Annotated in this window: 19 protein-coding genes and 1 tRNA gene; 15 read left to right on the plus strand and 5 right to left on the minus strand. The window is 69.7% G+C overall.

What is annotated here, in order from left to right; genetic code table 11:
* The first annotated feature begins 92 nt into the window (after window positions 1-92).
* From tmk to ACIP82_RS13410, 14 genes are all read left to right on the plus strand, one after another.
* Window positions 93-3,434 carry a dTMP kinase gene (gene tmk, locus ACIP82_RS13345; protein WP_400653461.1) on the plus strand — a complete coding sequence of 1,114 codons (3,342 nt, stop codon included), beginning with the start codon at window positions 93-95 and terminating at the stop codon, window positions 3,432-3,434.
* A 158-nt stretch (window positions 3,435-3,592) separates the two neighbouring features.
* Entirely contained in the window at window positions 3,593-4,804 is a 1,212-nt protein-coding gene (locus ACIP82_RS13350; RefSeq protein ID WP_363604117.1) for a DNA polymerase III subunit delta', read from the plus strand.
* A 254-nt stretch (window positions 4,805-5,058) separates the two neighbouring features.
* Window positions 5,059-6,225 carry a hypothetical protein gene (locus ACIP82_RS13355; RefSeq protein ID WP_363604118.1) on the plus strand — a complete coding sequence of 389 codons (1,167 nt, stop codon included), beginning with the start codon at window positions 5,059-5,061 and terminating at the stop codon, window positions 6,223-6,225.
* 143 nt (window positions 6,226-6,368) lie between these two features.
* The gene (locus ACIP82_RS13360) at window positions 6,369-8,072 is read left to right on the plus strand and encodes an alpha/beta hydrolase (RefSeq protein ID WP_400653463.1); all 1,704 of its coding nucleotides are present in this window, start codon (window positions 6,369-6,371) and stop codon (window positions 8,070-8,072) included.
* An 86-nt stretch (window positions 8,073-8,158) separates the two neighbouring features.
* A complete protein-coding gene (gene leuE, locus ACIP82_RS13365; protein WP_400653465.1) occupies window positions 8,159-8,815 on the plus strand; it encodes a leucine efflux protein LeuE in 657 nt (218 codons plus the stop codon).
* A gap of 81 nt (window positions 8,816-8,896) precedes the next feature.
* Window positions 8,897-8,973, plus strand: a tRNA-Thr gene (locus ACIP82_RS13370).
* A gap of 440 nt (window positions 8,974-9,413) precedes the next feature.
* The gene (locus tag ACIP82_RS13375; protein ID WP_400653467.1) at window positions 9,414-10,670 is read left to right on the plus strand and encodes an ATP/GTP-binding protein; all 1,257 of its coding nucleotides are present in this window, start codon (window positions 9,414-9,416) and stop codon (window positions 10,668-10,670) included.
* A complete protein-coding gene (locus ACIP82_RS13380) occupies window positions 10,670-11,335 on the plus strand; it encodes an RloB family protein (protein WP_400653469.1) in 666 nt (221 codons plus the stop codon). Before ACIP82_RS13375 ends, ACIP82_RS13380 begins: the two co-directional genes overlap by 1 nt.
* Before the next feature lie 91 nt (window positions 11,336-11,426).
* The gene (locus tag ACIP82_RS13385; protein WP_400653471.1) at window positions 11,427-14,027 is read left to right on the plus strand and encodes an N-6 DNA methylase; all 2,601 of its coding nucleotides are present in this window, start codon (window positions 11,427-11,429) and stop codon (window positions 14,025-14,027) included.
* Complete coding sequence (locus tag ACIP82_RS13390) at window positions 14,017-15,225, plus strand: restriction endonuclease subunit S (RefSeq protein ID WP_400653473.1); 1,209 nt, start codon at window positions 14,017-14,019, stop codon at window positions 15,223-15,225. The genes ACIP82_RS13385 and ACIP82_RS13390 overlap by 11 nt, the downstream gene beginning before the upstream one ends.
* Window positions 15,226-15,363: 138 nt before the next feature.
* Window positions 15,364-15,903 carry a winged helix-turn-helix domain-containing protein gene (locus ACIP82_RS13395; RefSeq protein WP_400653475.1) on the plus strand — a complete coding sequence of 180 codons (540 nt, stop codon included), beginning with the start codon at window positions 15,364-15,366 and terminating at the stop codon, window positions 15,901-15,903.
* Window positions 15,828-16,370, plus strand: coding sequence for a transposase (locus tag ACIP82_RS13400; RefSeq protein ID WP_400653477.1), 543 nt, complete (start codon window positions 15,828-15,830; stop codon window positions 16,368-16,370). Before ACIP82_RS13395 ends, ACIP82_RS13400 begins: the two co-directional genes overlap by 76 nt.
* A 165-nt stretch (window positions 16,371-16,535) precedes the next feature.
* Window positions 16,536-17,075 (plus strand): winged helix-turn-helix domain-containing protein, encoded by a 540-nt coding sequence (locus ACIP82_RS13405; protein WP_400653479.1) that lies wholly within the window; start codon window positions 16,536-16,538, stop codon window positions 17,073-17,075.
* A complete protein-coding gene (locus ACIP82_RS13410; RefSeq protein WP_400653481.1) occupies window positions 17,000-17,599 on the plus strand; it encodes a transposase in 600 nt (199 codons plus the stop codon). Before ACIP82_RS13405 ends, ACIP82_RS13410 begins: the two co-directional genes overlap by 76 nt.
* Window positions 17,600-17,613: 14 nt before the next feature.
* Here the strand turns inward: ACIP82_RS13410 and ACIP82_RS13415 are convergent, their stop codons facing one another.
* From ACIP82_RS13415 to ACIP82_RS13435, 5 genes are all read right to left on the minus strand, one after another.
* On the minus strand, window positions 17,614-18,075 hold the full coding sequence (locus ACIP82_RS13415; protein WP_400653483.1) for a DUF4279 domain-containing protein: 462 nt from the start codon (window positions 18,073-18,075) through the stop codon (window positions 17,614-17,616).
* Window positions 18,060-18,296: a DUF397 domain-containing protein gene (locus tag ACIP82_RS13420; RefSeq protein ID WP_400653485.1), complete on the minus strand. Its 237-nt coding sequence runs from the start codon at window positions 18,294-18,296 to the stop codon at window positions 18,060-18,062. The genes ACIP82_RS13415 and ACIP82_RS13420 overlap by 16 nt, the downstream gene beginning before the upstream one ends.
* A 50-nt stretch (window positions 18,297-18,346) precedes the next feature.
* Complete coding sequence (locus tag ACIP82_RS13425) at window positions 18,347-19,351, minus strand: IS3 family transposase (RefSeq protein WP_400653486.1); 1,005 nt, start codon at window positions 19,349-19,351, stop codon at window positions 18,347-18,349.
* Between the two features lie 20 nt (window positions 19,352-19,371).
* Window positions 19,372-19,755 carry a hypothetical protein gene (locus ACIP82_RS13430; RefSeq protein WP_363576929.1) on the minus strand — a complete coding sequence of 128 codons (384 nt, stop codon included), beginning with the start codon at window positions 19,753-19,755 and terminating at the stop codon, window positions 19,372-19,374.
* An 81-nt stretch (window positions 19,756-19,836) separates the two neighbouring features.
* Entirely contained in the window at window positions 19,837-20,001 is a 165-nt protein-coding gene (locus ACIP82_RS13435; protein WP_400653488.1) for a hypothetical protein, read from the minus strand.
* 279 nt (window positions 20,002-20,280) lie between these two features.
* Here ACIP82_RS13435 and ACIP82_RS13440 point away from each other — a divergent pair, with 279 nt between their 5' ends.
* Entirely contained in the window at window positions 20,281-23,811 is a 3,531-nt protein-coding gene (locus tag ACIP82_RS13440) for a type I restriction endonuclease subunit R (protein WP_400653489.1), read from the plus strand.
* The last annotated feature ends 3 nt before the right edge of the window (window positions 23,812-23,814 follow it).

Below are 23,814 nucleotides of genomic sequence, written 5' to 3' on the forward strand. Positions count from 1 at the left end.
CCGTGTGCGCGGAGCGTCACAACCGTGCAATGACCGGGATCCGGAACCCCGCTCACCCTTTTGCGGCAAGCGCCGACCGCTACGCTGACCGTATGACGAGCGAGGAGCAGCCCACCCCCAGCGCCGCCCCGGCCGCCAGAGCCGGCGCGCCCGACCTTCCCGAGGTCGCGCCCGCCGGGACCCCCGGTGAACGGGCCCGCGCGCTGCTGCGGACGCGCCCGTACCGCCGGCTCTGGACCACCCAGCTGATCGGGGGCACCGCCGACCGGCTCGGTCTGCTGGTGCTGCTCGCGCTCACCGTGACCGCCGCCGCCCTCGGCGGCCAGTTCGGCGACCTGCCGCGCAGCCTCGGCTTCGCCGTCGCCGCCGTCTTCGCCGCCCGGCTGGCCGCCACCGTGCTGGTCGGCGCCGCTCTGCTCGGCCCGGTGCACCGACTGCTCACCGGCCCGCTGGACCGCCGCTGGACGCTGTTCGGCGCGGACGCGCTGCGCGCCGTGCTGATCGGCGTCGCGCCGTGGTGGGTCGTCTGGCTGGGCTCCGGCCCGAAGCCCTCCGGCGGTGCGACGTACGTCCTGCTCGCCACCGTCTTCCTGACCGGGGCCGCCGAACGCGTCTGGGCGATCGCCAAGGCCGCCGCCGTCCCCGGCCTGCTGCCGCCGGGCAACCCGTACGCTCCGGCCGCCGAGCAGTGCCCGTCCGCCGCCAACCTGGAGACCGTCCGGACGCTGGACCGGCGCACCGGCTGGGCCACCGTGCCGGTCGCGGCCGCCGCGCTGATCGCGCTCACCCTCGTCGGCAACATCTTCGCGGCCCTCGGCTCGGACTGGCTGCGCGCCCACCAGCTCACCTTCGCCGCCCTCGGTTCGGCCGCCCTGTTCACGGCCTCGGCCGTCCGGGTGTACCTGCAGCAGCTGTCCGGTGGTCCGGTGCCGGTCGCCCCGCACTCGCCGCTGCAGGGCCTGCGCGCCCCGACCGACACGACGCCGGGCCCCGCCCTGAACAAGGGCCGCACCGGCTCCGCCCCGTACTTCACCTTCTCCGTCGCCGCCGGGTACGCCTCGATGGCGGGCGTCGCCGCTCTGGCGCTGCTGACCGCCGCCGAGCACCGGGCCGGGCCGATCGGCTACGGCCTGCTGGTGCTCGTCGCCGCCGCCACGCCCGCGCTCGGCGCCCGGCTCACCCGGGCCACCCTGCCCGCGCTCTCCCGCCGCCGGCTGCTGGCGCTGGCGCTGCTGACCGAGGGCGTGGCGCTGATCCTGGCCGGCCTGGTGCTGGACTTCGTCCTCGTCCTGCTGCTGACCGTGCTCGCCGGGCTGGCCGCCGGGATCACCGTCTCGGCCGGGCGTACCCTGCTCGCCCAGGAGGTCGAGGAGGCCCGGCTGCCCAAGGTCACCGAGCACCTGCACGCGGTGCTGCGGGCCGTGGTGGGCACCGCGCTGGTTGCCGTCCCGCTGATCGCCGCCGCCTACGGGGACGTCGAGTACGGCCGGATCGAGCCCGGCTCGTTCACCTTCATCCACGGCGGTGCGGCCCTCGCGGTGGCCACCACCGGGCTGCTGACCCTCGTCCTCGCGGCCGTCGTGCTGCTCAAGACCGACGACCGCCGGGGCACCACCCCCTTCGTCCGTGAGCTGGTGGACGCCGTACGCGGCGGCACCGGGCTCGCCTCGCACCGCACCACCGGCACCGGCTTCTTCATCGCCCTGGAGGGCGGTGACGGCGCCGGCAAGTCCACCCAGGCCCAGGCGCTCGCCGAGTGGATCCGGGGCAAGGGCCACGAGGTGGTGCTCACCCGCGAGCCCGGCGGCAGCCCGGTCGGGCAGCGGCTGCGCGGCCTCGTCCTGGACGTCGGCAACACCGGACTGTCGCACCGCGCCGAGGCGCTGATCTACGCCGCCGACCGCGCCGAGCACGTCGAGAACGTCATCCGGCCCGCGCTGGCCCGCGGCGCCGTCGTGATCACGGACCGGTACATGGACTCCTCCATCGCCTACCAGGGCGCCGGCCGCGACCTGGCCGCGACCGAGGTGGCCCGGATCTCGCGCTGGGCGACCGGCGGACTGGTGCCCGACCTGACCGTCGTCCTGGACGTGGATCCGAGCAAGGCCCGGGAGCGGTTCACCGAGGCGCTGGACCGGCTGGAGTCCGAGCCGACCGAGTTCCACCAGCGGGTGCGGTCCGGCTTCCTCGCCCTGGCGGCCGCCGACCCGGCGCGCTACCTGGTCGTCGACGGCAGCCAGCAGCCCGCCTTCGTCACCACCGCGATCCGGCACCGGCTCGACCGCGAGCTGCCGCTCTCCGAGCAGGAGAAGGCCGCCCGCGTCGAGCGGGAGCGGCTGGCCCGCGAGGAGGCCGAGCGCCGCGCCGCCGAGGAGGCCCGGAAGAAGGCCGAGGCGGAGGCCGCCGAGCGCAAGCGGCTGGAGCTGCTGGAGCAGCTCCGGGCCGAGCAGGCGGAGAAGGAACGGCTGGCCAAGGAGGAGGCCGAGCGGGTCGCCGCCGAGGCCGCCCGCAAGGCGGCCGAGGAGGCCCGGCTCCGGGCGGAGGAGGAAGCCCGCCGGCAGGCTGAGGAGGAGGCGAAGCTGCGGGCCGCTGAGGAGGCCCGGCTGGCCGCCGAGGCCGCCGAGCGCAAGCGGCGTGCCGAGGAGGCCGCCGTCCAGGCGGAGCTCCAGCGGCAGCGCGATCTTCAGCGCGAGGAGCAGCGGCGGCGGGCCGAAGAGGCCCTGCAGCGGGCCGAGGAGGCCCGGCTGGCGCAGGCCGCCGCGCTCGCCGCTGCCGCTGCCGCCGCCGAGAGCGCGGCCGACCGGGCGGACCGGACGGCTCCGGGGGACGCGGTGACCACCGAACTGCGGGTGGTGAAGGACAGTGACGAGGCCACCCAGGAGATCTCCGAGCGGGACCGCCGGGCGGCTGCCCGGGCGGCCGAGGAGGCGGAGGCGGCGAGGGCCGCAGCGGCCCCCGCGGCCGACGAGACGGCGAAGCTGCCGGTCGTTCCCGCCGCCGCGGGCGACGAGACCACCGTGCTGCCCCGGGTGCCCTCGGCGGACGCCGACCGGACCGCGGTGCTGCCCCGGGTCGAGCCGGACCGCCCGGCCGACCGCCTCCCGCCGGGCCTCTGGCGGGAGGAACCGGCCGACAGCACCCGCGAGCTGCCGGTGGTCGAGGAGCAGCCGCCGGCCACCGAGCCGCGCCCCCGGCCGTCCTGGGCCGAGGAGACCCCGATGGACGACCTGCCGAGCCTCACCGACACCCTGCTCGGCTCGCGCGACGAATGGGCCCGCTGGAACCAGGGCGGCCCGGCCGACCAGCAGGGCCCGCAGGACCAGGGTGCGCCGTACGGCGGCCAGGGCGGCCAGGGTGGTCAGGGCGGCGGGGCCCGGAGTGGCGACAGGGGTGAGGGCAAGGGCAAGGGCCGTCGCTGGGGCCGCCGGGGCTGACCCGGCCGGGGGTCGGCCCCCGGGGCGTTGGGCGTAGGACGCGGGCGGTGCGGTCGGAGCGGGTCTCCGGCGGCGCCGCCCGCTGTCGTGGCGGGCACGTATGCTCGACGGCGGGGAAGAGCGCCGGGAGCGCAGCCGTACCGAGCTTGGGAGCAGCAGTGGCCGTCTGGGACGACCTGGTGGGTCAGGACCGGGTGGTCGAACAGCTGACCGCCGCCGCCCGGGCGGCCGGAGCGGCGGTCGCCGCCGGGCGCGGTGCCGCACCGGAGCCGGGCACCAACGCCTCCCTGATGACACACGCCTGGCTGTTCACCGGCCCGCCCGGGGCCGGCCAGACCACCGCCGCCCGCGCCTTCGCGGCCGCCCTGCAGTGCACCAGCCCGGACCTCGCGCTCGGCGGCACGCCCGGCTGCGGGTTCTGCGACGGCTGCCACACCGTGATGGCGGGCAGCCACGCCGACGTCAAGTACGTCCGCACCGACGGTCTGTCGATCGGCGTCGGCGACATGCGCGCCCTCGTCCTGCGCGCCTCCAGCTACCCGACCGGCGGCCGCTGGTCGGTGATCCTGGTGGACGCCGCCCACCGGCTGACCGAGGCCGCCGCCAACGCCCTGCTCAAGGGCGTGGAGGAGCCGTCCCCGCGCACCGTCTGGCTGCTCTGCGCGCCCTCGGTCCAGGACGTACTGCCGACCATCCGCTCACGCTGCCGCCTGCTGGTGCTGCGGACGCCCGCCGCCGAGGCCGTCGCCGACACGCTGGTACGCCGCGACGGCGTCGACCCGGAGACGGCCCGGCTGGCCGCGCTCGCCGGGCAGGGGGACGTCGACCGCGCCCGCCGGCTGGCCGTCGACGAGCAGGCGCGCAACCGCCGGACCGAGGTGCTGCGCATCCCGCTGGAGGTCGGTGACATCGGCGGCTGCCTGGCGGCCGCCCAGCGCCTGGTCGACACCGCCAAGGCCGACGCCGAGGCGCTCGCGGAGACGCAGGACGCCAAGGAGACCGACGACCTGAAGGCCGCGTACGGCGCGGCCGAGGGCAGCAAGGCCCCGCGCGGCATGGCCGGGGCGGTCAAGGAACTGGAGAAGCGGCAGAAGAGCCGTGCCACCCGGACCCGCCGGGAGACGCTCGGCGTCGCCCTGCTCGACCTGCTCGGCTTCTACCGGGATGTGCTCGCCCTCCAGCTCGGCTCGACCGGTGCGCTGGCCAACGAGGACCAGCGCCAGGCCCTGAACCGGGTCGCGGCGGCCGGTCCGCCGGAGGGCACGCTGCGGCGGATCGAGGCGGTGCTCGCCTGTCGGCGGGCGCTGGACCGCAACGTCGACCCGCTGCTCGCCGTCGAGGCGATGACGGTGGCCCTGCGGGCGGGCTGAGGCCGGTCCGGGACCGCCGGGCCCTCGCCGGTCCGGCCGGGCTGCTGGGCCGTCGGGCCGCCGGGTACGGCTTCACGTCCTATCCGTTGTCCCACCTTCGAGTGAACGGGCGGTACGCGCCGGGCACACCCGCGTGTGACCGTCGGGTCGTCTTGCACGCTGGGGGCCGACTGCGCCCCGACGCCGGGGCCGTCGCGTCCCGTACGGCGCCGGCCGGTCCGGTGTCCGGCCCTCGTCCCGAGGTGGTGCGTCCCATGGTCCGTTCGCTCCTCGTCGTTCCCCTGCTGGCCGCGGCCGCCGTGGGCGGTGTCTGGCTGGCGCGCGGTGCGCTGCTGCGCTGGCGCGACCTGCGGGCCGCCGAGACGTACGAGCTGACCAGCGACCGGCGGCCGATGCTGCTTCGGACGCTCGGGGCGATGGCGTGCGGGGTCTGCGTCACGGCGCTGACCCTGTTGACGGCCTTCGGGGTGCTCGGCAGCCTCGGCGGACCGGACTCGGGGCAGGAAGGGGCACAGCTCGCCGTCGAGGACGAGGCCGACTGGGGCGCCGGGACCGTCGGTGGCGGCGCCCGGCAGGCAGCGCCGCCCGCAGCCGGGGTCCCGGCCCCCGACCCCGCCGCGGTCCCCGAGGCCGCTCCTCCGCCCGCCGCCGCCCAGGTGGTCAGCCGGTTCGACAGCGTCGGCCACCCGAGCGGCGGCGAACTGCTGCAGTCCGTCGTTCTCGGCCCGGACGGGCAGCCGCGCAACGTCCGGGTCTGGCTGCCCGCGCAGTACGCCAATGACCAGAACGCCCGTTTCCCGGTGGTGGTGATGCACGCCGCCACCCCGCGCAAGACCGCCGACGCCGAGGTCCCCGACGTCTTCGACGGCCTCAGCTCCGCCGTCCAGACCGGCAAGGCCCGCCCGTTCATCCTGGTCGCCCCCGAGGCGCCGAACGGCACCGCGCACCCCTGCGACCTGGTCGCCGCCGCCCCGCAGGCCGTCGCCGACGACGCCACGCTGCGCTCGGCCATCGCCGCCGCCTTCCGGACCCTGCCGCCCGGCCCGGCCTCCTGGGCCGCCCTCGGCGTCGAGGGCGGCGCGCCCTGCGCCGCGGCCGCCGGGCTGGCCCGCCCCGATCTGTACGGCGCGGCCGCGGCGATCTCCGGGCGGTACGACACCGCCGCGCTGGCCCGGACCGGAGCCGAGGCGCCCGCCGACGCCGCTCCCCGGCTGCTGCTGGCCGCCGCCAAGGCGGACAGCGCGGGGCTGGACGCGGCCCGCAAGCTCCAGGCCGCGCTGCGCGGCGGCACCGGTTCGGCGGCCCGCGCCGATGTGCGGATCTCCGACAATGTGCAGGACTACTCGCCGGAGCGGGAACGGCTGCGGCTGGTCCGGCAGGCGGCCCAGTACCTGGCCGAGACGCTGGCCAAGGCATCCTGATCACCGCTGCGGCGGCCACCACGCTTCGCGGTACCCGGGCGGTCCCGGGGCCACCGGACTCGAACACCTGAGGGGACCAGATGAAGGCCACGAAGCACGCCCCGGTCGCGAGGCAGGCCCCGGCCGTGGGACGTGCTCCGGGCATGAGACGCGTTCCGGCCGTGCGACGTGTTCCGGTGGCGAGGCACGCCCTGGCGGCCGTGCTGGCCGCGGCCGGGATGCTGGCCGGGGGGTGCAGCTCCGCCTCCTCCGGGCCGGAGGCGCCCCCCTCGGCCGCCGCCGGGCCCGCTGCCGCCGGCTCCGGTTCCGGCCCGGCTTCCCCCTCCGCCGGGGCGTCCCGCCCCAGGGTCACGCCGCTGGAGCCGCTGCCCGCGGCCGTGCCCGCCGCGCTGGCGTCGTACTACGGCCAGCGGCTCGCCTGGCAGCCGTGCGACGAGGGCTTCGAGTGCGCCACCTTCCGGGTGCCGCTGGACTACGACCACCCGGCGGGCGGGGACCTCGTCCTGGCGGCCGTCCGGGTCCGGGCCGAGTCGGTCGAGCCGGGGGCGCCGGGCGCGTCGGGGGTGTCGAAGGGACCCGAGGGATCGGTGGGATCAAGCCGCCGGCTCGGCTCGCTGCTGCTCAACCCCGGCGGCCCCGGCGGCTCGGCGGTCGATTACGTGAAGGCCGTCGCCGGGACGTACGACAGCGGTGTGCGCGCCCGGTACGACCTGGTCGGCCTCGACCCGCGCGGGGTCGGCCGCAGCAGCCCCGTGACCTGCCTGAGCAATCAGCGGATGGACGCCTACACCGCCGTCGACACCACCCCCGACGACCAGGCCGAGACGGACGCCCTGGTGGCCGCGGACAAGGAGTTCGCCGAGGGCTGCGAGGAGCGGGCCGGTGCCGAGCTCGGCCACCTCGGCACCGTCGAGGCGGCCCGCGACATGGACGTGCTGCGGGCGCTGCTCGGCGACGAGCGGCTGAACTACGTCGGCAAGTCCTACGGCACTTTCCTCGGAGCCACCTATGCCGGGCTCTTTCCCACCCGGACCGGCCGGATGGTGCTGGACGGCGCGATGGACCCGTCGCTCGACTCGCTCGACGGCAACCTGACCCAGGCCGGCGGCTTCGAGACCGCCTGGGCGGCCTTCGCCAAGGACTGCGCCAAGCACGAGGACTGCCCGCTCGGCCGGACCGAGCAGCAGGTCGGCGAGCAGCTCACCGCCCTGTTCAAGTCGCTCGACACCCAGCCGCTGGTCACCCCCGACTCCGGCCGCCTGCTGACCGAGTCCCGGGCGACCACCGGCGTCATCCAGGCGATGTACGCCGACTTCCTCTGGCCCGATCTGCGTGCCGCGCTCGCCGAGGCCAAGGCGGGCGACGGCACCGGTCTGCTGAAGCTGTCCGACTCGTACTACGGACGCCGCCCGGACGGCTCGTACCCCAACCTGATGTTCGCCAACACGGCGGTGAACTGCCTCGACCTGCCCGCACCGTTCACCGGCCCGGCGGAGGCCCAGCAGGCGGTGCCCGCCTTCGAGCGGACCTCGCCGCACTTCGGCCGCGACATGGCCTGGATGGCGCTGACCTGCACCTACTGGCCGGTCAAGGCCACCGGCGCCGCGCACACAGTCCGGGCCGCCGGCGCCCCCCCGATCGTCGTCGTCGGCACCACCCGCGACCCGGCCACCCCGTACGCGTGGGCGCAGTCGCTGGCCGGGCAGCTGCAGTCCGGCCACCTGCTGACCTACGACGGCGACGGCCACACCGCGTACGGCCGCCAGAACGCCTGCGTGGACGACGCCGTCAACGCCTATCTGCTGGGGGGCGGGCCGCCCGAGAAGGGGAAGCGCTGCGGGGGCTGATATTCGCTTCAACCGCCGCCCGGTGCGAAGTTACGATGAGCGCCCGCCACCCCCTGCCGCACCCCACACCCTCATCGGAGCGCACCGTGCTCGGAGTCAACGACCTGGCGACGTATGTCCTCGGCGCCCTCGTCATCGTCCTTCTCCCCGGCCCCAACTCCCTGTACGTGCTGTCCGTCGCCGCCCGCAAGGGCGTCCGGACCGGCTACACCGCGGCCGCCGGCGTCTTCGTCGGAGATCTCACTCTGATCAGCCTCACCTCGCTGGGCGCCGCCTCGCTGCTGGAGGCCAACCCGGCCGTCTTCGCCGTGGTGAAGTTCGGCGGCGCCGCGTACCTGCTCTGGATCGGCATCGGCATGCTTCGCGCCGCTCGCCAGCTCTGGCGCGAACGCCGTGCCGACGACCCCGCCGCAACCGCTGCCGGGCCCGCCCCGGAGGCCGTCGAGCGCCCGTTCCGCAGGGCCCTGGTGATCAGCCTGCTGAACCCGAAGGCGATCCTCTTCCTGCTCTCCTTCTTCACACAGTTCGTGGACCCGTCCTACGGCCGGCCCGCCCTCTCCTTCGCCCTGCTCGGCGGCGTCCTGCAGACCTTCAGCCTGCTCTACCTCTCCATGCTGATCTTCGCGGGCACCACCCTCGCCACCGCCTTCCGCCGGCGCAAGCGGCTCTCCGCAGGCCTCACCAGCGGCGTCGCCGTCCTCTTCGCCGGCTTCGCCGCCAAGCTCGCCGTCTCCTCGGCCTGAGCCCCGCCACCGTTACCCGGTACGGATCACCTCCGAACCTGTGTAGACTTGCCGCCGTTGCCGCTGCACTGCGTCAACGGTGCCGCCTTAGCTCAGTTGGCCAGAGCAACGCACTCGTAATGCGTAGGTCATGGGTTCGAATCCCATAGGCGGCTCCATAGTGAAACTCCAGGTCGAGCTTCTGACTTGGAGTTTTCTCGTTTCGCTGACCATGGGAATCGGTCAAATCGGGCACCTGGGCTCCATGCATCGCAATGCGTAGGTCGGTTGGTCCACCGGAGTGACTGGTCCTCTGGGTGGCGCCTGTGACCTGCGATTTCATCGATTGTGGCTCGTGGAGCCAGTTGCTGCGGAGTGGCCCCGGTGGACGGCCGGTGGACAACCGTGCGTGAGCCATCGCCAGGAGGGCGTGATCTGGTGGCCAGGGAAAGGCTCGCCGCGTGCTCTAGTTGTGCCGTTCCGACAAGCGTAGGACTTGGAGGGCGCGCTGCAGCGGTGCGGGAATCGTTCCTGGGAAGTGGGCCAGAGATCATCGTTCGGGCGGTCCAACCGAGCCTGCGCCGCTACTCTGATCGCATCGACGAGAGAGGGGGACGGGATGCTGCTCCGTTTCCGTGTCGCGAACGTGCGATCACTACGCGACGAGCAGGAGCTGTCCTTTGTTGTCCCCGAGGGCGAGTCTGAGGTTGCCTCGCGAGAGCTTAGAACCGGCGGTTACCGCTCGGTAGCCGTGCTCCCTCTTGTCGGGATCTTCGGCGCCAATGCTTCGGGCAAGTCGAACGTCCTGACTGCTCTGACCGACATGAAGACGGCTGTTCTCAACTCATACGCTCGCTGGGCTTCGTACGAAGGAATCCCGCGCAGGCCCTTCGCTTTGAACCTCAAGGACGAGAACGAACCCAGCTTCTTCGAAGTCGATGTTGTCATTGACGAGGTGCGCTGGACGTACGGGTTCGAACTGGGGCCGACGCGCGTTGAGTCCGAGTGGATCCACAGCTATCCGCGTGGTCATCGCCAGGTTTGGCTCGACCGTGATGCGTCGCGGTCCGACGTGTACGAGTGGCCAGGCGGCCGGGTCAAGGACCGTGCTCAGTTGGCCCGGCGTACCCGCCCAAATGCCCTTCTCCTGTCCACGGCGGGCACGGACAACCACCCCCAGCTCTCTGCGCTCTTCCATTGGTTCCGCCGGAACCTCTGGATCATCAATCCGGAGGAGGAACGGGAGCAACGGGAACGGTTCACGACAACTGCCCTCTCCGGTGGCCAGGCTGGCCGCATCAACGAACTGCTGCGGGTTGCCGACCTCGGGATCACCGGAGCGGAAGTCGTCCAGGAGGACAAGGGTCAGATCTCGGTGAGGCTAACCCATCGGTCCACGGCCGGTGATGTGGCCTTCGACTGGCGTGACGAGTCACTCGGCACCCGTTCATGGTTCGCGCTGCTCGGTCCCCTCCTGTTGGCGCTTGATGAAGGTGCCGTACTGCTCGTCGACGAGCTTGACGCCAGCCTGCACCCGCGCTTTGCCGCCGAGGTCGTCCGGCTGTTCCACGACCCTCAGGCCAACCCCAGACGAGCGCAGCTCCTCTTCACCTCGCACGACCCGTCGGTTCTCACCACTCCGAGCGGTGGGCGCCTGCTGGAACCGGTCCAGGTATGGCTGACCGAGAAAGACGAGGACGGGGCCACCGAGCTGTACCCGCTGACCGCTGCGTCCCCCGGGGAGAACGAGGACCTGATGAAGTCCTACCTGGTTGGTGCGTTCGGTGGGGTTCCCTCACTGTTGGAGGGACAGATCGCCCGTCGGCTACTGACCGTAAGGGAGCGGGAACGTGAGGAAGGGGTGGGGCGGAACTGATGGCGCGCACCAGGGGGAACGAATCGCTGGGGCCGGCGAAGCAGCAGCGCGGCCGACGCCGCCGCGTGGTCCACGTCTTCACGGAGGGACGGGTCACCGAGCCCAACTACATCGAGGCGGTCTCGGGCCTGGTCCGTCTGCATGAACAGGGAGTTGAGGTGCGGATCGCTAACGCGAACGCCCCGGGCTCCCAGCGTAAGCCGATCAAGCTGGTCGAGGCGGCGGTACGGCTCATGCGGGACGAGGCCCGGACTGCGAAGCGCACCGGAGTGAAGAAGGAGCTGTGGCCGCAGGTCTGGTGCCTGTTCGACCGGGACGAGCACGAGTCAGTGGATGAGGCTCTCAAACAGGCCCGTGAAGGTGATGTCCAGGTCGCGTTCTCGCACCCGTGCTTCGAGGTGTGGCGATTGCTGCACCACAAGCCGGTGACCGGCACCTTTGGCGGCATGTGTGGGCACGTGGCAGACCGACTGCCGTTCGCAAAGGACGGTGGGAACATCAAGGTGGTGCTGCCGGAGCAGATCCGGAACAAGTTCGTCGATGCGAAGGGTCGGGCCAAGAAGATGAACGGGGAGCACGGCGCACACCTGCCGCTGTCGTTGCGAGACCCGTACACCGACGTCTTCGAGTTCGTCGAGAAGGGGCTCGGCATCGCCTCGTACTGAGCATGGCCCGACTTGTTTGATCAACGGTTTCCGCTGCGCCCCCCGCCCCCGTAGGGTTTCTACGTCAGACCGGGATGTAGGGAGTCGTACGTTGGCCAAGCTCACGCTCGCGCAGTTGGAGCGACATCTGTTTGCTGCTGCGGACATCCTCCGCGGCACTATGGACGCTTCTGAGTACAAGGACTACATCTTCGGTTTGCTCTTCCTGAAGCGAGCCAACGACGAGTTCGAGGCCGCTCGCGACCAGATCAGGGAGTCCGTTGCCAGCGAGCTCGAATTTTCTGGGGAGTTGTTGGACGGCTACCTTGAGGAGAAGTCAACCTACAGCGAGCGCGACGTGCTGTTCGTCCCGCCGGAGGCTCGCTGGAAGCGGATCTCCTCGGCTACTCATAACATCACCGAGGAACGGCTGCGCCCAGCTCTCCAGGCGCTGGAGGCGCAGAACGACAAGCTCAAGGGCCTGTTCGACCACCTTGACTTCAACCGCATCGGTGGTTCTGGGGCGGCGGCGGGCGCGGCCAAGCTTGCCGACCAGCGCCTGAAGCTGCTGATTGCCCACTTCGGGCGCGTCCGGCTGCGGACGGACGACTTCGAGTTCCCCGACCTCATCGGCGCCGCGTACGAGTATCTGATCAAGGAGTTCGCGGACTCGGCTGGCCGCAAGGGTGGCGAGTTCTACACCCCGCGTGCCGTCGTCCGGATGATGGTCGAACTTCTCGGCCCCCGGCAGGGGATGCGCATCTACGACCCGTGCGTCGGTTCTGGCGGCATGCTCATCCACGCCAAGGAGTACGTGGAGGAGCACGGCGGCGACACCACGGACATGTTCTTCGCTGGCCAGGACGCCAACAGCGGCTCCTGGATCATGTCGACGATGAACATGGTGCTGCACGGCGTGCGCCGCTTCGACCTGCAGACCGGTGACACCCTCGCTGAGCCGGCGCACGTGCCGAAGTCCGACGCGGACCGCTTCGACGGTGTCCTCAGCAACCCGCCGTTCTCGATGGACTACGTGCTCGGCGACCTCATGTTCGGTGTGCAGCGTGCGGCGTACGGGGCCACGAGCGAGCGTGGCAAGGCCGACCTGATGTTCCTCCAGCACATGCTCTGGGAGACCAAACGGGAGGGGCGAGGAGGCATGGTCATCACGGTCATGCCGCACGGGGTGCTGTTCCGCGGTGGCGGCGAGCAGGAGATCCGTACGAAGCTCCTCGACGAGGACGCGATCGAGGCAGTCATCGGCCTCGCCCCGAACCTCTTCTACGGAACCGGCATCCCCGCCTGCATCCTTGTCCTGCGCCCGCCGGACAAGAAGGACGCCGAGCTGGCGAACAAGGTGCTGTTCATCAACGCGGACCGGGAGTACCGAAAGGAGTCGGCGCAGAACGTCCTGCTGCCAGAGCACGCCGAGAAGATCATCTCCACCTTCCATGCCTATGCAGAGGTGCCGGGTTTCTCGCGGCTCGTGAGCCGTGAGGAGCTGCGAGACAACGGCGACAACCTCAATATCCGCCGCTATGTGGACAACACACCGCCGCCGGAGCCGCAGGATGTGCGGGCGCACTTGGTGGGTGGGGTGCCGCGGGTGGAGATCGAGGCGAAGAAAGAATTGCTCGACGCGTATGGGGTGGGCCTGGCCGACCTCTTTGCCGAGCGCGACCCGGTGGACCCGGAGTACGTGGACTTCCTTCCGGGAGGGCAGCGTCCGGACGCGGCTCGGCTGGCGGAGCTTGCCCGCTCGCGCGAGGACGCCCTGCGGGGCGCGTTCGAGGAGTGGTGGAAGGCGGAGCTCCGGCGCCTGGAGGCGGTGGCCGCGACGCCCGAGCGCCTTGCTGATCTGACCTCCTCGGAGCGCAAGGCCGCGCTGATGGCGGTGCGTGGCCAGCTGATCGAGTCGTTCGTGGAACGCCTTGGCCGGGTGGGGCTGCTCGACCGGTACGCGCTCGCAGGCGCGGTTGCCGGCTGGTGGTACGAGGCCAAGTACGACCTGCTTGCGCTGTCCGAGAACGGGTTCGCGGGCGTCCTGGACGGCTGGGTCGAGAACGTCGAGACCCTGCTCGCACCCGAGCAGGACCCGAAGACTCGCAAGCTGCGAAAGCGCACGGCAGCCGAGCGGCGCCAGGCATACGGCCACAAGGTGGTCGCGGCTATCGCTCCGGCCTTCCTGGAGGAGCTGGCGGCGGCGGACACGCGGAAGGCGGAGCTGGACGCGCGGTGGAAGGAACTGAACGCGGAGCCGGAGCCGTCGGAGGACGGTGAGGGTGGGGACGACGAGGACGGCTACGCCCCCACGCGTGAGGAAGTCGCGCTGAGCGCCGAGCAGTTGGCGGAGCTGGCGTCGGTGAAGAAGGAGCGCACTAAGGTGGGCGCCCTGATCAAGCGCCTTGAGGCGGATTTCTGGTTCCCGTGGCCGAGCGACCCGCCCAAGCTGGGCGAGGGACCGCCGAGACTGTCCCGGGCGAGGGAGGCACTGGACCCGGAGGGGGAGCGCCGGGTGGTACTGGTGTTGCTCCGGGACGATCTGGTGGCGAAGCTGGGTGGGCATGTCGTGCGTCGGCGCCGGGAGTTGGCGGAGGCGTACGAGGTGTGGGCGGGCAAGTATGCGGTGTCGCTGCGCGAGATCCGGGCAGAGCGGGAAGAGACGGCTTCTAGGCTGGACGGGTTCCTGAAGGAGCTGGGCTATGCGGACTGATGTCGAGGTTCGATGGATCCCGGTGCGCGAAGTCGGCGACGTCCGTATGGGCAAGCAGCTTTCGCCTGCGAGCAGGGATGCGTCGGGGCAGCGCCCATACCTGCGTGTTGCGAATGTTCTTCAAGGGCGCATTGACTACGCGGATGTGAAAACAATGGGTTTCAGTGACGCCGAACGTGAGGCCTACAGCCTCAAGCCGGGCGATATCCTGTTGAACGAGGGGCAGAGCCTGGAGCTGGTTGGTCGCAGTGCTATTTACGATGGCGTCGAAGGTGAATTCTTCTTCCAGAACACGCTGGTCCGCTTCCGTCCGAGCTGTCTGGTTCTCTCGGCGTATGCCCAAGTAATCTTCGAGCGCTGGCTGACCAATGGAGTTTTCGCTGCTATTGCCAAGCAGACGACTAGCATTGCCCACCTTGGCGGGGAGCGATTCGCATCATTGGCCTTCCCCCTCCTGGCGCTTTCCGAGCAGCGGCGGATTGTCGAGGTGATCGATGCCGTGTCGGCGCACGAACGTGCCATCGAGGCGTCGATCGCGAAGCTGCGTAGCGTGAGGCAGGGTTTCCTGCTGGCTTCCATGGCATCTATCGGAGGCGGAGAGCTCCCGCGAGGGTGGGCTCGGATTCCTCTCAAGGACGTGGTGCCCCAGGTCGATTATGGCATCTCCAACGCTCTCGATCAGGACCCCCCGGGTATTGCAGTTTTGCGGATGAATAATCTCAGCAACGGCAGGCCGGAACTGTCGGACTTGAGATACAGCTCGATGCCGGTTCCTGGCAGGCTTGAGCTTCGGCGCGGGGATGTGCTGTTCAACCGAACGAACAGTATTGATCATGTTGGAAAGGCCGCGATATGGCGCACTGAGCTTCCTCGGGCAACGTTTGCCTCGTATCTGGTGCGCATTAATCCGGATGAGACACGCTTGACTCCAGAATACCTGGTCGAATGGCTAATGAACCCACTGATTCGCCAACGGGTTCAGTCGATCGCCACCGTCGCGGTTCAGCAGGTGAATGTCAATCCAGCCCGGCTGCGTGAGTTGGAAATTGATATGCCGGTTGATCGGGCGGAGCAGCGTCGGATTATTGACGTGCTCAGCTTGTGTGACGAACAGATCCAAGGTGAGCAGGCGAAGTTGGAGAAGGTGCGCGTTCTCAAACTCGGCGTTGCGGACGACCTGCTGGCTGGGTGCTCCTGAGGGCTGGCCGTTCGCGACCATTGGTGGATGGTTCAGGTTGGAAACTCACTACTGAAGTTGAATTCGTGATGTCGCTCGGATGGGTGAAGCAGTAGCGTTCGCCTGCCGTTGGAGGGTTGGTCCCGGTAGTCGTGTGCTGTGAGGTATGCACAGGGTGGCGGTTTGACCGACGCGGAGAGGGCCGCGCGGGAGCGGATCCGACGGCAGGCCGTGGATCGCTTCGAGGGCGGTGAGAAGAATCGGGACACCGCGGCCGCACTGCGGGTGAGCGTGCGTTCGGTGGAGCGCTGGCGCCGGCAGTGGCGCGAGGACGGCGCGGCAGGAATCGCCCCGAAGGGTTCGCCGGGTCGTCCAAAGCTTTCCGATGCCCAGATCATGAGGCTGGAGCGGGAGTTGGAGCGTGGGCCGCTTGCCCACGGCTGGGACGACCAGCGGTGGACCTTGGCTCGGGTGAAGACGCTGATCGGCCGGATGTTCCACGTTTCCTACACCGTGGAGGGCACGTGGGTCCTACTCAAGCGGCACGGCTGGTCCTGGCAGCAGCCGGCCCGCCGGGCCATCGAGCGTGATGACGCGGCCGTCGAGTTGTGGAAGAAGGAGACGTGGCCGCGGGTAAAAGCGCCGCGGCGGCCCGCGAGGCCTGGCTTGTCTTCGAGGACGAAGCCGGGCAGTCGATGAGGCCGCCGCGCGCCCGGACCTGGGGCCGGGTCGGCTGCACGCCCGTGGTTCGGGTGCGCGGCCGAGGAGGCGGCCGGGTCTCCATGGCGGGGCTGAGCTGCTTCAAACCCGGTCAGCGCTCGCGGATGTTCTACAGCTTCCACGTCTACCGGGGCCGCAAAGGTGAGAAGAAGGGCCTGACCTGGCAGGACTACCGGGACCTGCTCATCCGGGCGCACATCCAGCTCGGCGGTCCGATCGTGCTCGTGTGGGACAACCTGCGTGCCCACCTGATGCCGCCGATGCAGGAGTTCATCAAGGCGAGCAAGGACTGGCTGACCGTCTTCCAACTCCCCTCGTACGCTCCCGACCTCAACCCGCAAGAGGGCATCTGGTCGCTGGTCAAGCGCACCATTGGCAACCTCGCCGCCGCCGACATCGACCAACTCGCCCGAGCCGTCAAGCGCAGCCTGAAGAGACTCCAGTAGCGCCCTCACCTCATCGACGGATGCCTCGCCACCACCGGCCTGATCATGGATGGCTGACCACATCTCAGACCGACATCACGAATTCAACTTCAGTACTGAACTTGATTGGGTGATGTCGGGGCCGTTTGCCTGACAGCGGCCAGCCGGATTCGGTAGCCCTGTGCTGTGAGATACGCGCAGGGTGGCGGTTTGACCGACGCTGGGAGGGCCGCGCGGGAGCGGGTCCGGTTGCAGGCCGTGGAACGGTTCGAGGGCGGAGAGAAGAACCGGGAGATCGCTGCCGCGTTGCGGGTGAGCGAGCGCTCGGTGGAGCGATGGCGTCGGCAGTGGCGCGAGCGCGGTGAGGTTGGGGTTCTGTCGAAGGGATCTCCGGGGCGGCCGCGACTCAGTGATCGACAGATCGCCAGGCTGGAGCGGGAGTTGGAGCGCGGCCCGCTGGTCCACGGCTGGACGGATCAGCGATGGACGTTGGCCCGGGTGAAGGCGCTGATCGGGCGCCTGTTCCAGGTGAGCTACACGGTGGAGGGCACGTGGCGGCTGCTGAAACGGCACGGCTGGTCATGGCAGCAGCCGGCCCGGCGGGCGATCGAGCGCGACGACGCGGCGGTGGAGTTGTGGAGGAAGGAGGTGTGGCCGCAGGTAAAAGCATTGCGGCGGGTCGCGGCGCCTGGATCGTCTTCGAGGACGAGGCCGGGCAGTCGATGACGCCGCCGCGCGCCAGGACCTGGGGCCGCGTCGGGCGAACACCGGTCGTCCGCGTGCGTGGTAGCGGTTCCGGCCGGGTCTCGATGGCGGGCATGGCCTGCTACAAGTCGGGCGAACGCTCCCGACTGATCTACGGGATCCGCGAGTACCGGGGCCGCAAGGGCAAGCCGAAGGGCTTCACCTGGCGCGACTTCCGGGATCTGATCGTCCGCGCCCGAATCCAGCTCGGTGGACCGATCGTCCTCATCTGGGACAACGCCCGCATCCACCTTGTGCCGCCGCTCACGGAGTTTTTCGAGGCCAACGCGCACTGGCTGACAGTCCTCCAACTGCCCACGTACGCCCCGGACCTCAACCCGCAGGAGGGCATCTGGTCGCTGGTCAAGCGCGACATCGGCAACCTCGCCGCAGCCAACCTCGGTCAGCTCACCCGAGCCGTCAAGCACAAGCTCAAGCAGATCCAATATCGCCCGCACCTGGTCGATGGGTGCCTCGCCGGCACCGGCCTCGCCTTGGACGGCTGATTGGGCTGCGGCGGTCACATCTCGATGGCCGCAACCTCCGGTGCCGGCGGATAAAGATCCAGAATCACATCGACTCCCAGAGCGCCGATCTCCGCGAGCATGCGCGCTGGCAAGACACAGCCCCCTTGACCGTCCTCACTCCCGAAGCCGAGAAACAACACTAGATCGCAGTCGGCTGATAGCCGCAGCAGCTCTTCACGGTGCCCGTCGACCAAGCTCAGCAGGGCCGCAACATGTTCATCCAGCCAGCGGTCGTTCCCCAGACCGCTCCCTCGGATCCACACGCTCGCCTCCCGCCGGAGGCTGTTCGGACTGCGTGGGCTCGTCAGGCTCCCCTGCTCGAACTGCTGATCTGGGATGATCCCGAGCCGAGCCGAGATGTCGGCGGCACTGATCGTGCGGCTTGTGATCCGCAACGACCCGGCTGACCACTTCGTATCCGGCATCGGCGGCTGCATCGTCAGATCATCTGGCACATCCTCACGATCGCAGCCAGCACCGTCCAAAGCCAGCGAGTTCTTCCGAGCGCCCCATCAGGCGAAGCCTGCCCTCGCCCACCCGACACCACCAGTTCAAGTTCAGTAGTCTTGACGGATGCAACAATCGATGACCAAGAATCCGCTGGAAAGATCAGTGCAGGGTCGTGCAGGTCCTTGGCGTCCCGGACGGGGACGCCCGACGGGTAGCCGTCCAACACTTCGACGCAGCTGTCCGGAAGATTTCAAGTCCAGTGAGACGGTCGTGACGCTATGAGGTTTGTGGTGTGGGTTCGCGGCGCTTGGCGGGGTCGTTGATCCACGCGGTCTTGGGGATCTGGGGTGGTCTGGGGCGGCGGCCGAAGCGTTCGGGGTGCCGCGCGTAGGCCTCGGCGAGGGTGACGGCGCGCTGGTCGCGGATCTCCTCCGCCGTCCCGAAGTGGACGCTGGCGGGGGTGTGAAGTCCGATGCCCGAGTGCCGGTGCTCGTGGTTGTAGTACGAGGTGAAGGCGTCGAACCATTCGCGGGCGTGGGCCAGGGAGTCGAACCGTTCGGGGTAGTCGGCCATGTACTTGGTGGTCTTGAACTGGGCCTCGCTGTAGGGGTTGTCGTTGGAGACCTTCGGGCGCGAGTGGCTTCTGGTGACGCCGAGGTCGATCAGCAGCTGGGAGACCTTCTTGCTGGTCATCGAGGTGCCGCGGTCGGCGTGCACGGTGTCGGGGGCGATGCCGTTGCACGCGATGGTCTCGCGGATCAACTCCTCGGCCCGTTCCGCGGATTCGGCCGGCTCGACGGTGTGGCCCACGATGTAGCGGCTGAAGATGTCGATGATGACGTAGGCGTGGTACCAGATGCCCTTGCTGGGGCCGGCAGCTTTGGTGATGTCCCAGGTGAAGACCTGGGAGGGTCCGTCGGCGACCAGTTCGGGCACCGTTTTGGCCGGGTGGGTGGCCTGGCGGCGGCGCTCACCGGACTGCCCCCGCTCGCGCAGGATCCGGTACATCGTGGAGACCGAGCAGTGGTAGCGCCCGGTGTCCAGCTCACGGGCCCAGATCTGCGCGGGCGCCAGCTCCGCGTACTCGGGGCTGTTCATCAACTCCAATACCGCATCACGCTCTTCGGCTGTCAGGGCCGACGGCTGGACCTGCGGCGGCCTGGGCCCGCGCACGGGCGGCGGCTTGAGCCTGCGGTAGTGGGTGGCCCGGGAGCGGCCGGTCAGCCGGCACGCGGCCGTGGTGCCCAGCTCGTCTTCGACGCCGGTGAACGCCTCGTCCACAACGGGATCGGCGGCGTGCCTCAGTCCGCGCTCTCGGAGATCATTTCCAAGAGCGCCGACGCTTTTCCCAGGACCTCCAACGCGGCCTTGTTCCGGGCGAGCTCCTTCTCCAGCCGTTCCACCTGTCGACGCAGCTTCTCGTTCTCGACCTCGGCGGCGGACTTCTTCGGGCGGGCCGGGCTCGTGCGGTGGTCGGCCAGGTTCTCCAGGGCCCCGGCATCGCGTGCGGCCCGCCACTCGGTGACGTGCGAGTGGTACAGGCGCTCGCGGCGCAGGACCGCACCCTTCTCGCCCTCGGGCGCGGCGTCGTACTCGGCGACGATCCGCAGTTTGTACTCGGGACTGAACGTGCGGCGCTTCGGCCTGGGAGCCGGGTCGGCTGCGGACGGATTGGTGCTGGTCATCAGGGGCGAAACTCCTACCTCGGGCCCTCTCAGGCTAACCCGACAAAGCGGGATGTCTCACCCAAGGCTGACAGAGAGGGGTCAGCCGGGGAGCCGCTGAAGGATGACTTGTGCCAGCCGCTCAGTGATGAAGCGCTCGGGATGGGTAGCGGCTACCTCGTCGGCGGTGGGACCGGCCGGGTCTCCCGGACCACCCACAAGATCGGGCACATTCAGCTCCGCGTGGCCGCTGAACCGGTCGGCCACGCTGCCAACATAATCGCCGACCGTCAGTCCACCCGGCGTAGCGCCGCTACCTCACCGCCAGCCTGACAGAGTCGCTGCGTGACGGGCACCGGATCGCGGAGAGTCAGGGCGTCTACCTTACCGTACCCGCCTACGACGGCCACGAGGCGAGTGAACCGTAACCGCCGGAGCTTGACCCGCCGACCCGCCGTACTCCCGATCGTTTGATCACTCCCGCCGCACCGCTCCCATGGCGCAGAATGGATCAACTGGGCGATGATCGGTGGGAAGGCGCGGGGGATGGCAGTGCAGACCGAGCGGGATGAGGTGGAGCGGCCCGTCGTCGCGCAGCTCCAGGCGATGGGATGGCGGCACGTCCCCGGTACGGAGATTGGTACGCTCGACGCCGAGACGCCTCTGCTCGTGAACGAGCTGGAAGCGGCCCTGCGGCGGGTCAACGTCCGGGCGGCGGACCGCGAGCCGTGGATGGACGGGACCGACGTCAAGCGGTCCGTCACGGAGCTGGCGTCCGTCTCCCTCGGGAAGGGCGTCGCGCAAGCCAACCTCGATGCCACCGACCTGCTGCTCAGCGGGTACGTCCTCACCGGCCCGTCCGCCGCGCATGGCGGCGCCTCGGCCACGGTGCAGTACATCGAATGGCACGAGGAGCGGGTCGAGCTCAACGACTTCACTGTCGTCGACCAACTCCGTGTCAGAAATCGGTCCGGGGAGGTGTCGGTCCTCGACATCGTCCTGTTCGTGAACGGCATCCCGCTCGTCGCTGTTGAGTGCAAGAGCCCCGACCATGCCGACCCGATCCGCAGCGCAGTGCTCGATCTGCGGCACTACGCCGGCGACCCCGTCGCCGACGACGAACGCGACGACGCCACTCTGTTCGTGCCCGCCGGTGTCCCGGAGCTCTTCCGGACCGTGCAGCTGCTGGTCGCCGCGACTGGCGAGAGCGCGTATCTGGGCACCGTCACCTCCACACCCGACCACTTTCACCCTTGGCGGAGCATCGAGCCGGAAAGTGAGACAACCCTCAGGGCAGAACTCTCGGGCAAAACCGGCAAGCTGAACGAGCGGCACAAGCTCATCGGGGTCGTTCTGCGCCCTGCCGCGCTCCTGAACGTCATCCGCCATTACGTCATCCCGCTTCCAGTCGAGACCGAATCCGGGGGAACCCGGACGGTCAAGGCCGTCGCCCGGCACCAGCAGTACCGGGCGACGGAGAAAGCCATACACAAGCTGCTCACCGGGAGGATGCGCGGTGGCTCCGTGGCTGACGACGAGCGCGGCGGGATCATTTGGCACACGCAGGGCTCCGGCAAAAGCCTGACCATGAGCTTTCTCGTGCGCCGGATCCATCTGCACCACCGGCTCAGCGAGTTTATGGTTGTGGTCGTCACTGACCGTACCCAGTTGCAGGACCAGCTCTCCAAGACCCTGAAGCTGAGCGAGTCCGACGTCGAGACGGCCGAGACCCGCACTCAGATGGAGGGGCTGCTGAGGGACGGCGGGCGGCGGGTCGTCTTCGCGATGATCCAGAAGTACGGGACCGGCCTCACCTTCGCCGCTGAGGCGGCGGACGACGAGGACGACCGAGACCTGGCGGAGGAGTACCAGGACGCCGAGCGGGCCGGCGCGGGGCAGCAAGCCGACACTCAGCCTCCAGCGGTGAACTTCCCTGAGTGCAACAACTCGTCCGACATCCTGGTACTGGTCGATGAGGCCCACCGCTCGCACACCAACACGCTGCACGCCGCCCTGCGCAAGGCCATTCCCAGGGCGGTGAAGATCGGTTTCACGGGCACGCCGATCATGACGGGCCGGCTGCAGGACACCCGTCGGATCTTCGGCGGGTTCCTCGACACCTACCGAATGGCGGAAGCCGAGTACGACGGGGTCGTCGTACGCATTCGGTACGAAGGCCGTACTGGCAAGGGCAAGGTCTTCGACAAGGACGGCCTCGACCGAAACTTCGCGGACCTCGTCCGCGACCTCACGGATGACGAGCGCAGGGCCCTCCGCCGCTCGCCCACCGCGCGCGATGTCGCCGAAACCCAGCCTATGATCCGCGCGAAGGCCGAGGACATGTTGGAGCACTGGGTGACCTGGGTGCTGCCGGGCGGCGGCTTCAAGGCCCAGGTCGCGGCGGTCAGCCGGAAGGCAGTTGTCGAGTACCACCACGCGCTGCGACTGGCACGGGACTCCCTCCTGACTGAGCTCGCCGGATTCGACCCGGAGTCGGTGGCCGGTCTCCCGCCGGAGAAACTGCCCCGCCGACTGCGCTACCTCCACCAGGCCTACCAATACCGTTCCCTGCTGCGCCGCATCGACTTCGTGCCGATCATCTCCCCCGGTGCGGAGCGCAAGCGCCGCCAGTGGCTGCACTGGACGGATAGGGACCGGCAGAAGGCGTACATCGAGCGTTTCCACCAGGCCTTCCCCCACCTGCCACCCGAGCCGGAGTGGGTCTCGATCACTCCCTTCCACGTACCGGCGCCGGATGTACCGGAGAACAGCGTCGTCGGGGACAACCCCTGGTCCCAGGAGGCTGCCGAGCAGTTGCAGGGCCAGCCGACGACCGTACCTGATCCTGTGCACCCCGAGAGCCCGATCGCCTTCCTCATCGTGAAGTCCATGCTGCTCACGGGTTTCGACGCCCCGCGCGAGCAGGTGCTCTACCTGGACCGGCCGATCCGTGATGCCGAGCTCCTCCAGGCCGTCGCCCGGGTCAATCGGCCGATGCCAGGCAAGGACGTTGGCTATGTCGTCGACTACCACGGCGTCTTCGAGCACCTGTCCGGCGCGCTGGCCGCCTACCAGCAGGCCGATGTCGACGACACGATGCGAAGCCTGTCGGAGGAGATCGGCGGCCTCGGGCCGGCGGCGCAGGCAGTGCGCGCCTACCTGCGTGCGCACGGTGTCACGGAGGCGGATCTCGCCGATATCGCGCGGCTCCGCTCTGCCGCGCTGGCCTTCGAGGACGAAGCGGCGAGGTTCGGGTACGACGAGGTGCTGCACCAGTTCCTCGCCGTACTGGAACGCGTTCTGCCACATGAGCACGCCTTGGACTACGTCGCCGACGCCCGGCGTTGGGGGATGCTCCAGAAGCGCATCCGCAGGCTCTACCGGGACGCGCCCGGTGGCACCTTCACTCTGCGGCACTACGGGCGCAAGGTCCGAGCGATGATCGCTGATCACCTGGAGGGTCCGGAGATCGAGCAGGTCATCGCGCCGGTCTCGCTCGCTTCGCCCGTCTTCGACGGCGTGGTAAGTGCTCTGCCGCCGCGCGAGGCCGCGGCGGAGATGGGACACGCGCTCCGCTTCCACTTGGAGGAGCGGGTCAAGCGGGAGGACCCGGAGAAGTACACCCGGCTCTCGGAGCGGCTAGAGGAGATCCTGCGGGAGCTGGCAGGACGCTTCGAGGAACAGATCGAGGTGTTCGGCCCACTGATCGAGCAAGCTCGGCGAGAGGACGAGGAAGACCCGGAGATTGCCGGGCTCAGCCCGCTGGAACAGCGGGTGTACCGGCTGCTGAACCAACTGATCGGGGAAAGCCCTGGAGTCGTGCAGAGGGACGGGGCTACCCGGCCACTTGTCGACGTGGTGTGCGACACGGCCGCGCAGATCATGGTCAAGGCATCGTTCCAGGGACAGCACCAGGACCTCGACACACTGGCGAACAGCATCCAGAATCAGCTGATCAAGGGCGGCCTACGGCCCGCCAGCGCGGACTGGGCGCCCCTGCGGGACATCGCGCAGGGACTCGCGGCGTATGCGGCGGGCAACCGGCGGCAGTTCCTGGGCAGGTTGCGGGGAGAATAGGCC

The sequence above is a fragment of the Kitasatospora sp. NPDC088548 genome, assembly GCF_044753005.1.
Classification (GTDB): Bacteria; Actinomycetota; Actinomycetes; order Streptomycetales; family Streptomycetaceae; genus Kitasatospora.

Coding starts and splice junctions, on each gene's coding strand:
- ACIP82_RS13360 (WP_400653463.1), top strand. CDS start 6,369: ATGAGACGCGTTCCGGCCGTGCGACGTGTTCCGGTGGCGAGGCACGCC.
- ACIP82_RS13430 (WP_363576929.1), bottom strand. CDS start 19,755: ATGACCAGCACCAATCCGTCCGCAGCCGACCCGGCTCCCAGGCCGAAG.
- ACIP82_RS13390 (WP_400653473.1), top strand. CDS start 14,017: ATGCGGACTGATGTCGAGGTTCGATGGATCCCGGTGCGCGAAGTCGGC.
- ACIP82_RS13375 (WP_400653467.1), top strand. CDS start 9,414: ATGCTGCTCCGTTTCCGTGTCGCGAACGTGCGATCACTACGCGACGAG.
- ACIP82_RS13380 (WP_400653469.1), top strand. CDS start 10,670: ATGGCGCGCACCAGGGGGAACGAATCGCTGGGGCCGGCGAAGCAGCAG.
- ACIP82_RS13440 (WP_400653489.1), top strand. CDS start 20,281: ATGGCAGTGCAGACCGAGCGGGATGAGGTGGAGCGGCCCGTCGTCGCG.
- tmk (WP_400653461.1), top strand. CDS start 93: ATGACGAGCGAGGAGCAGCCCACCCCCAGCGCCGCCCCGGCCGCCAGA.
- ACIP82_RS13355 (WP_363604118.1), top strand. CDS start 5,059: ATGGTCCGTTCGCTCCTCGTCGTTCCCCTGCTGGCCGCGGCCGCCGTG.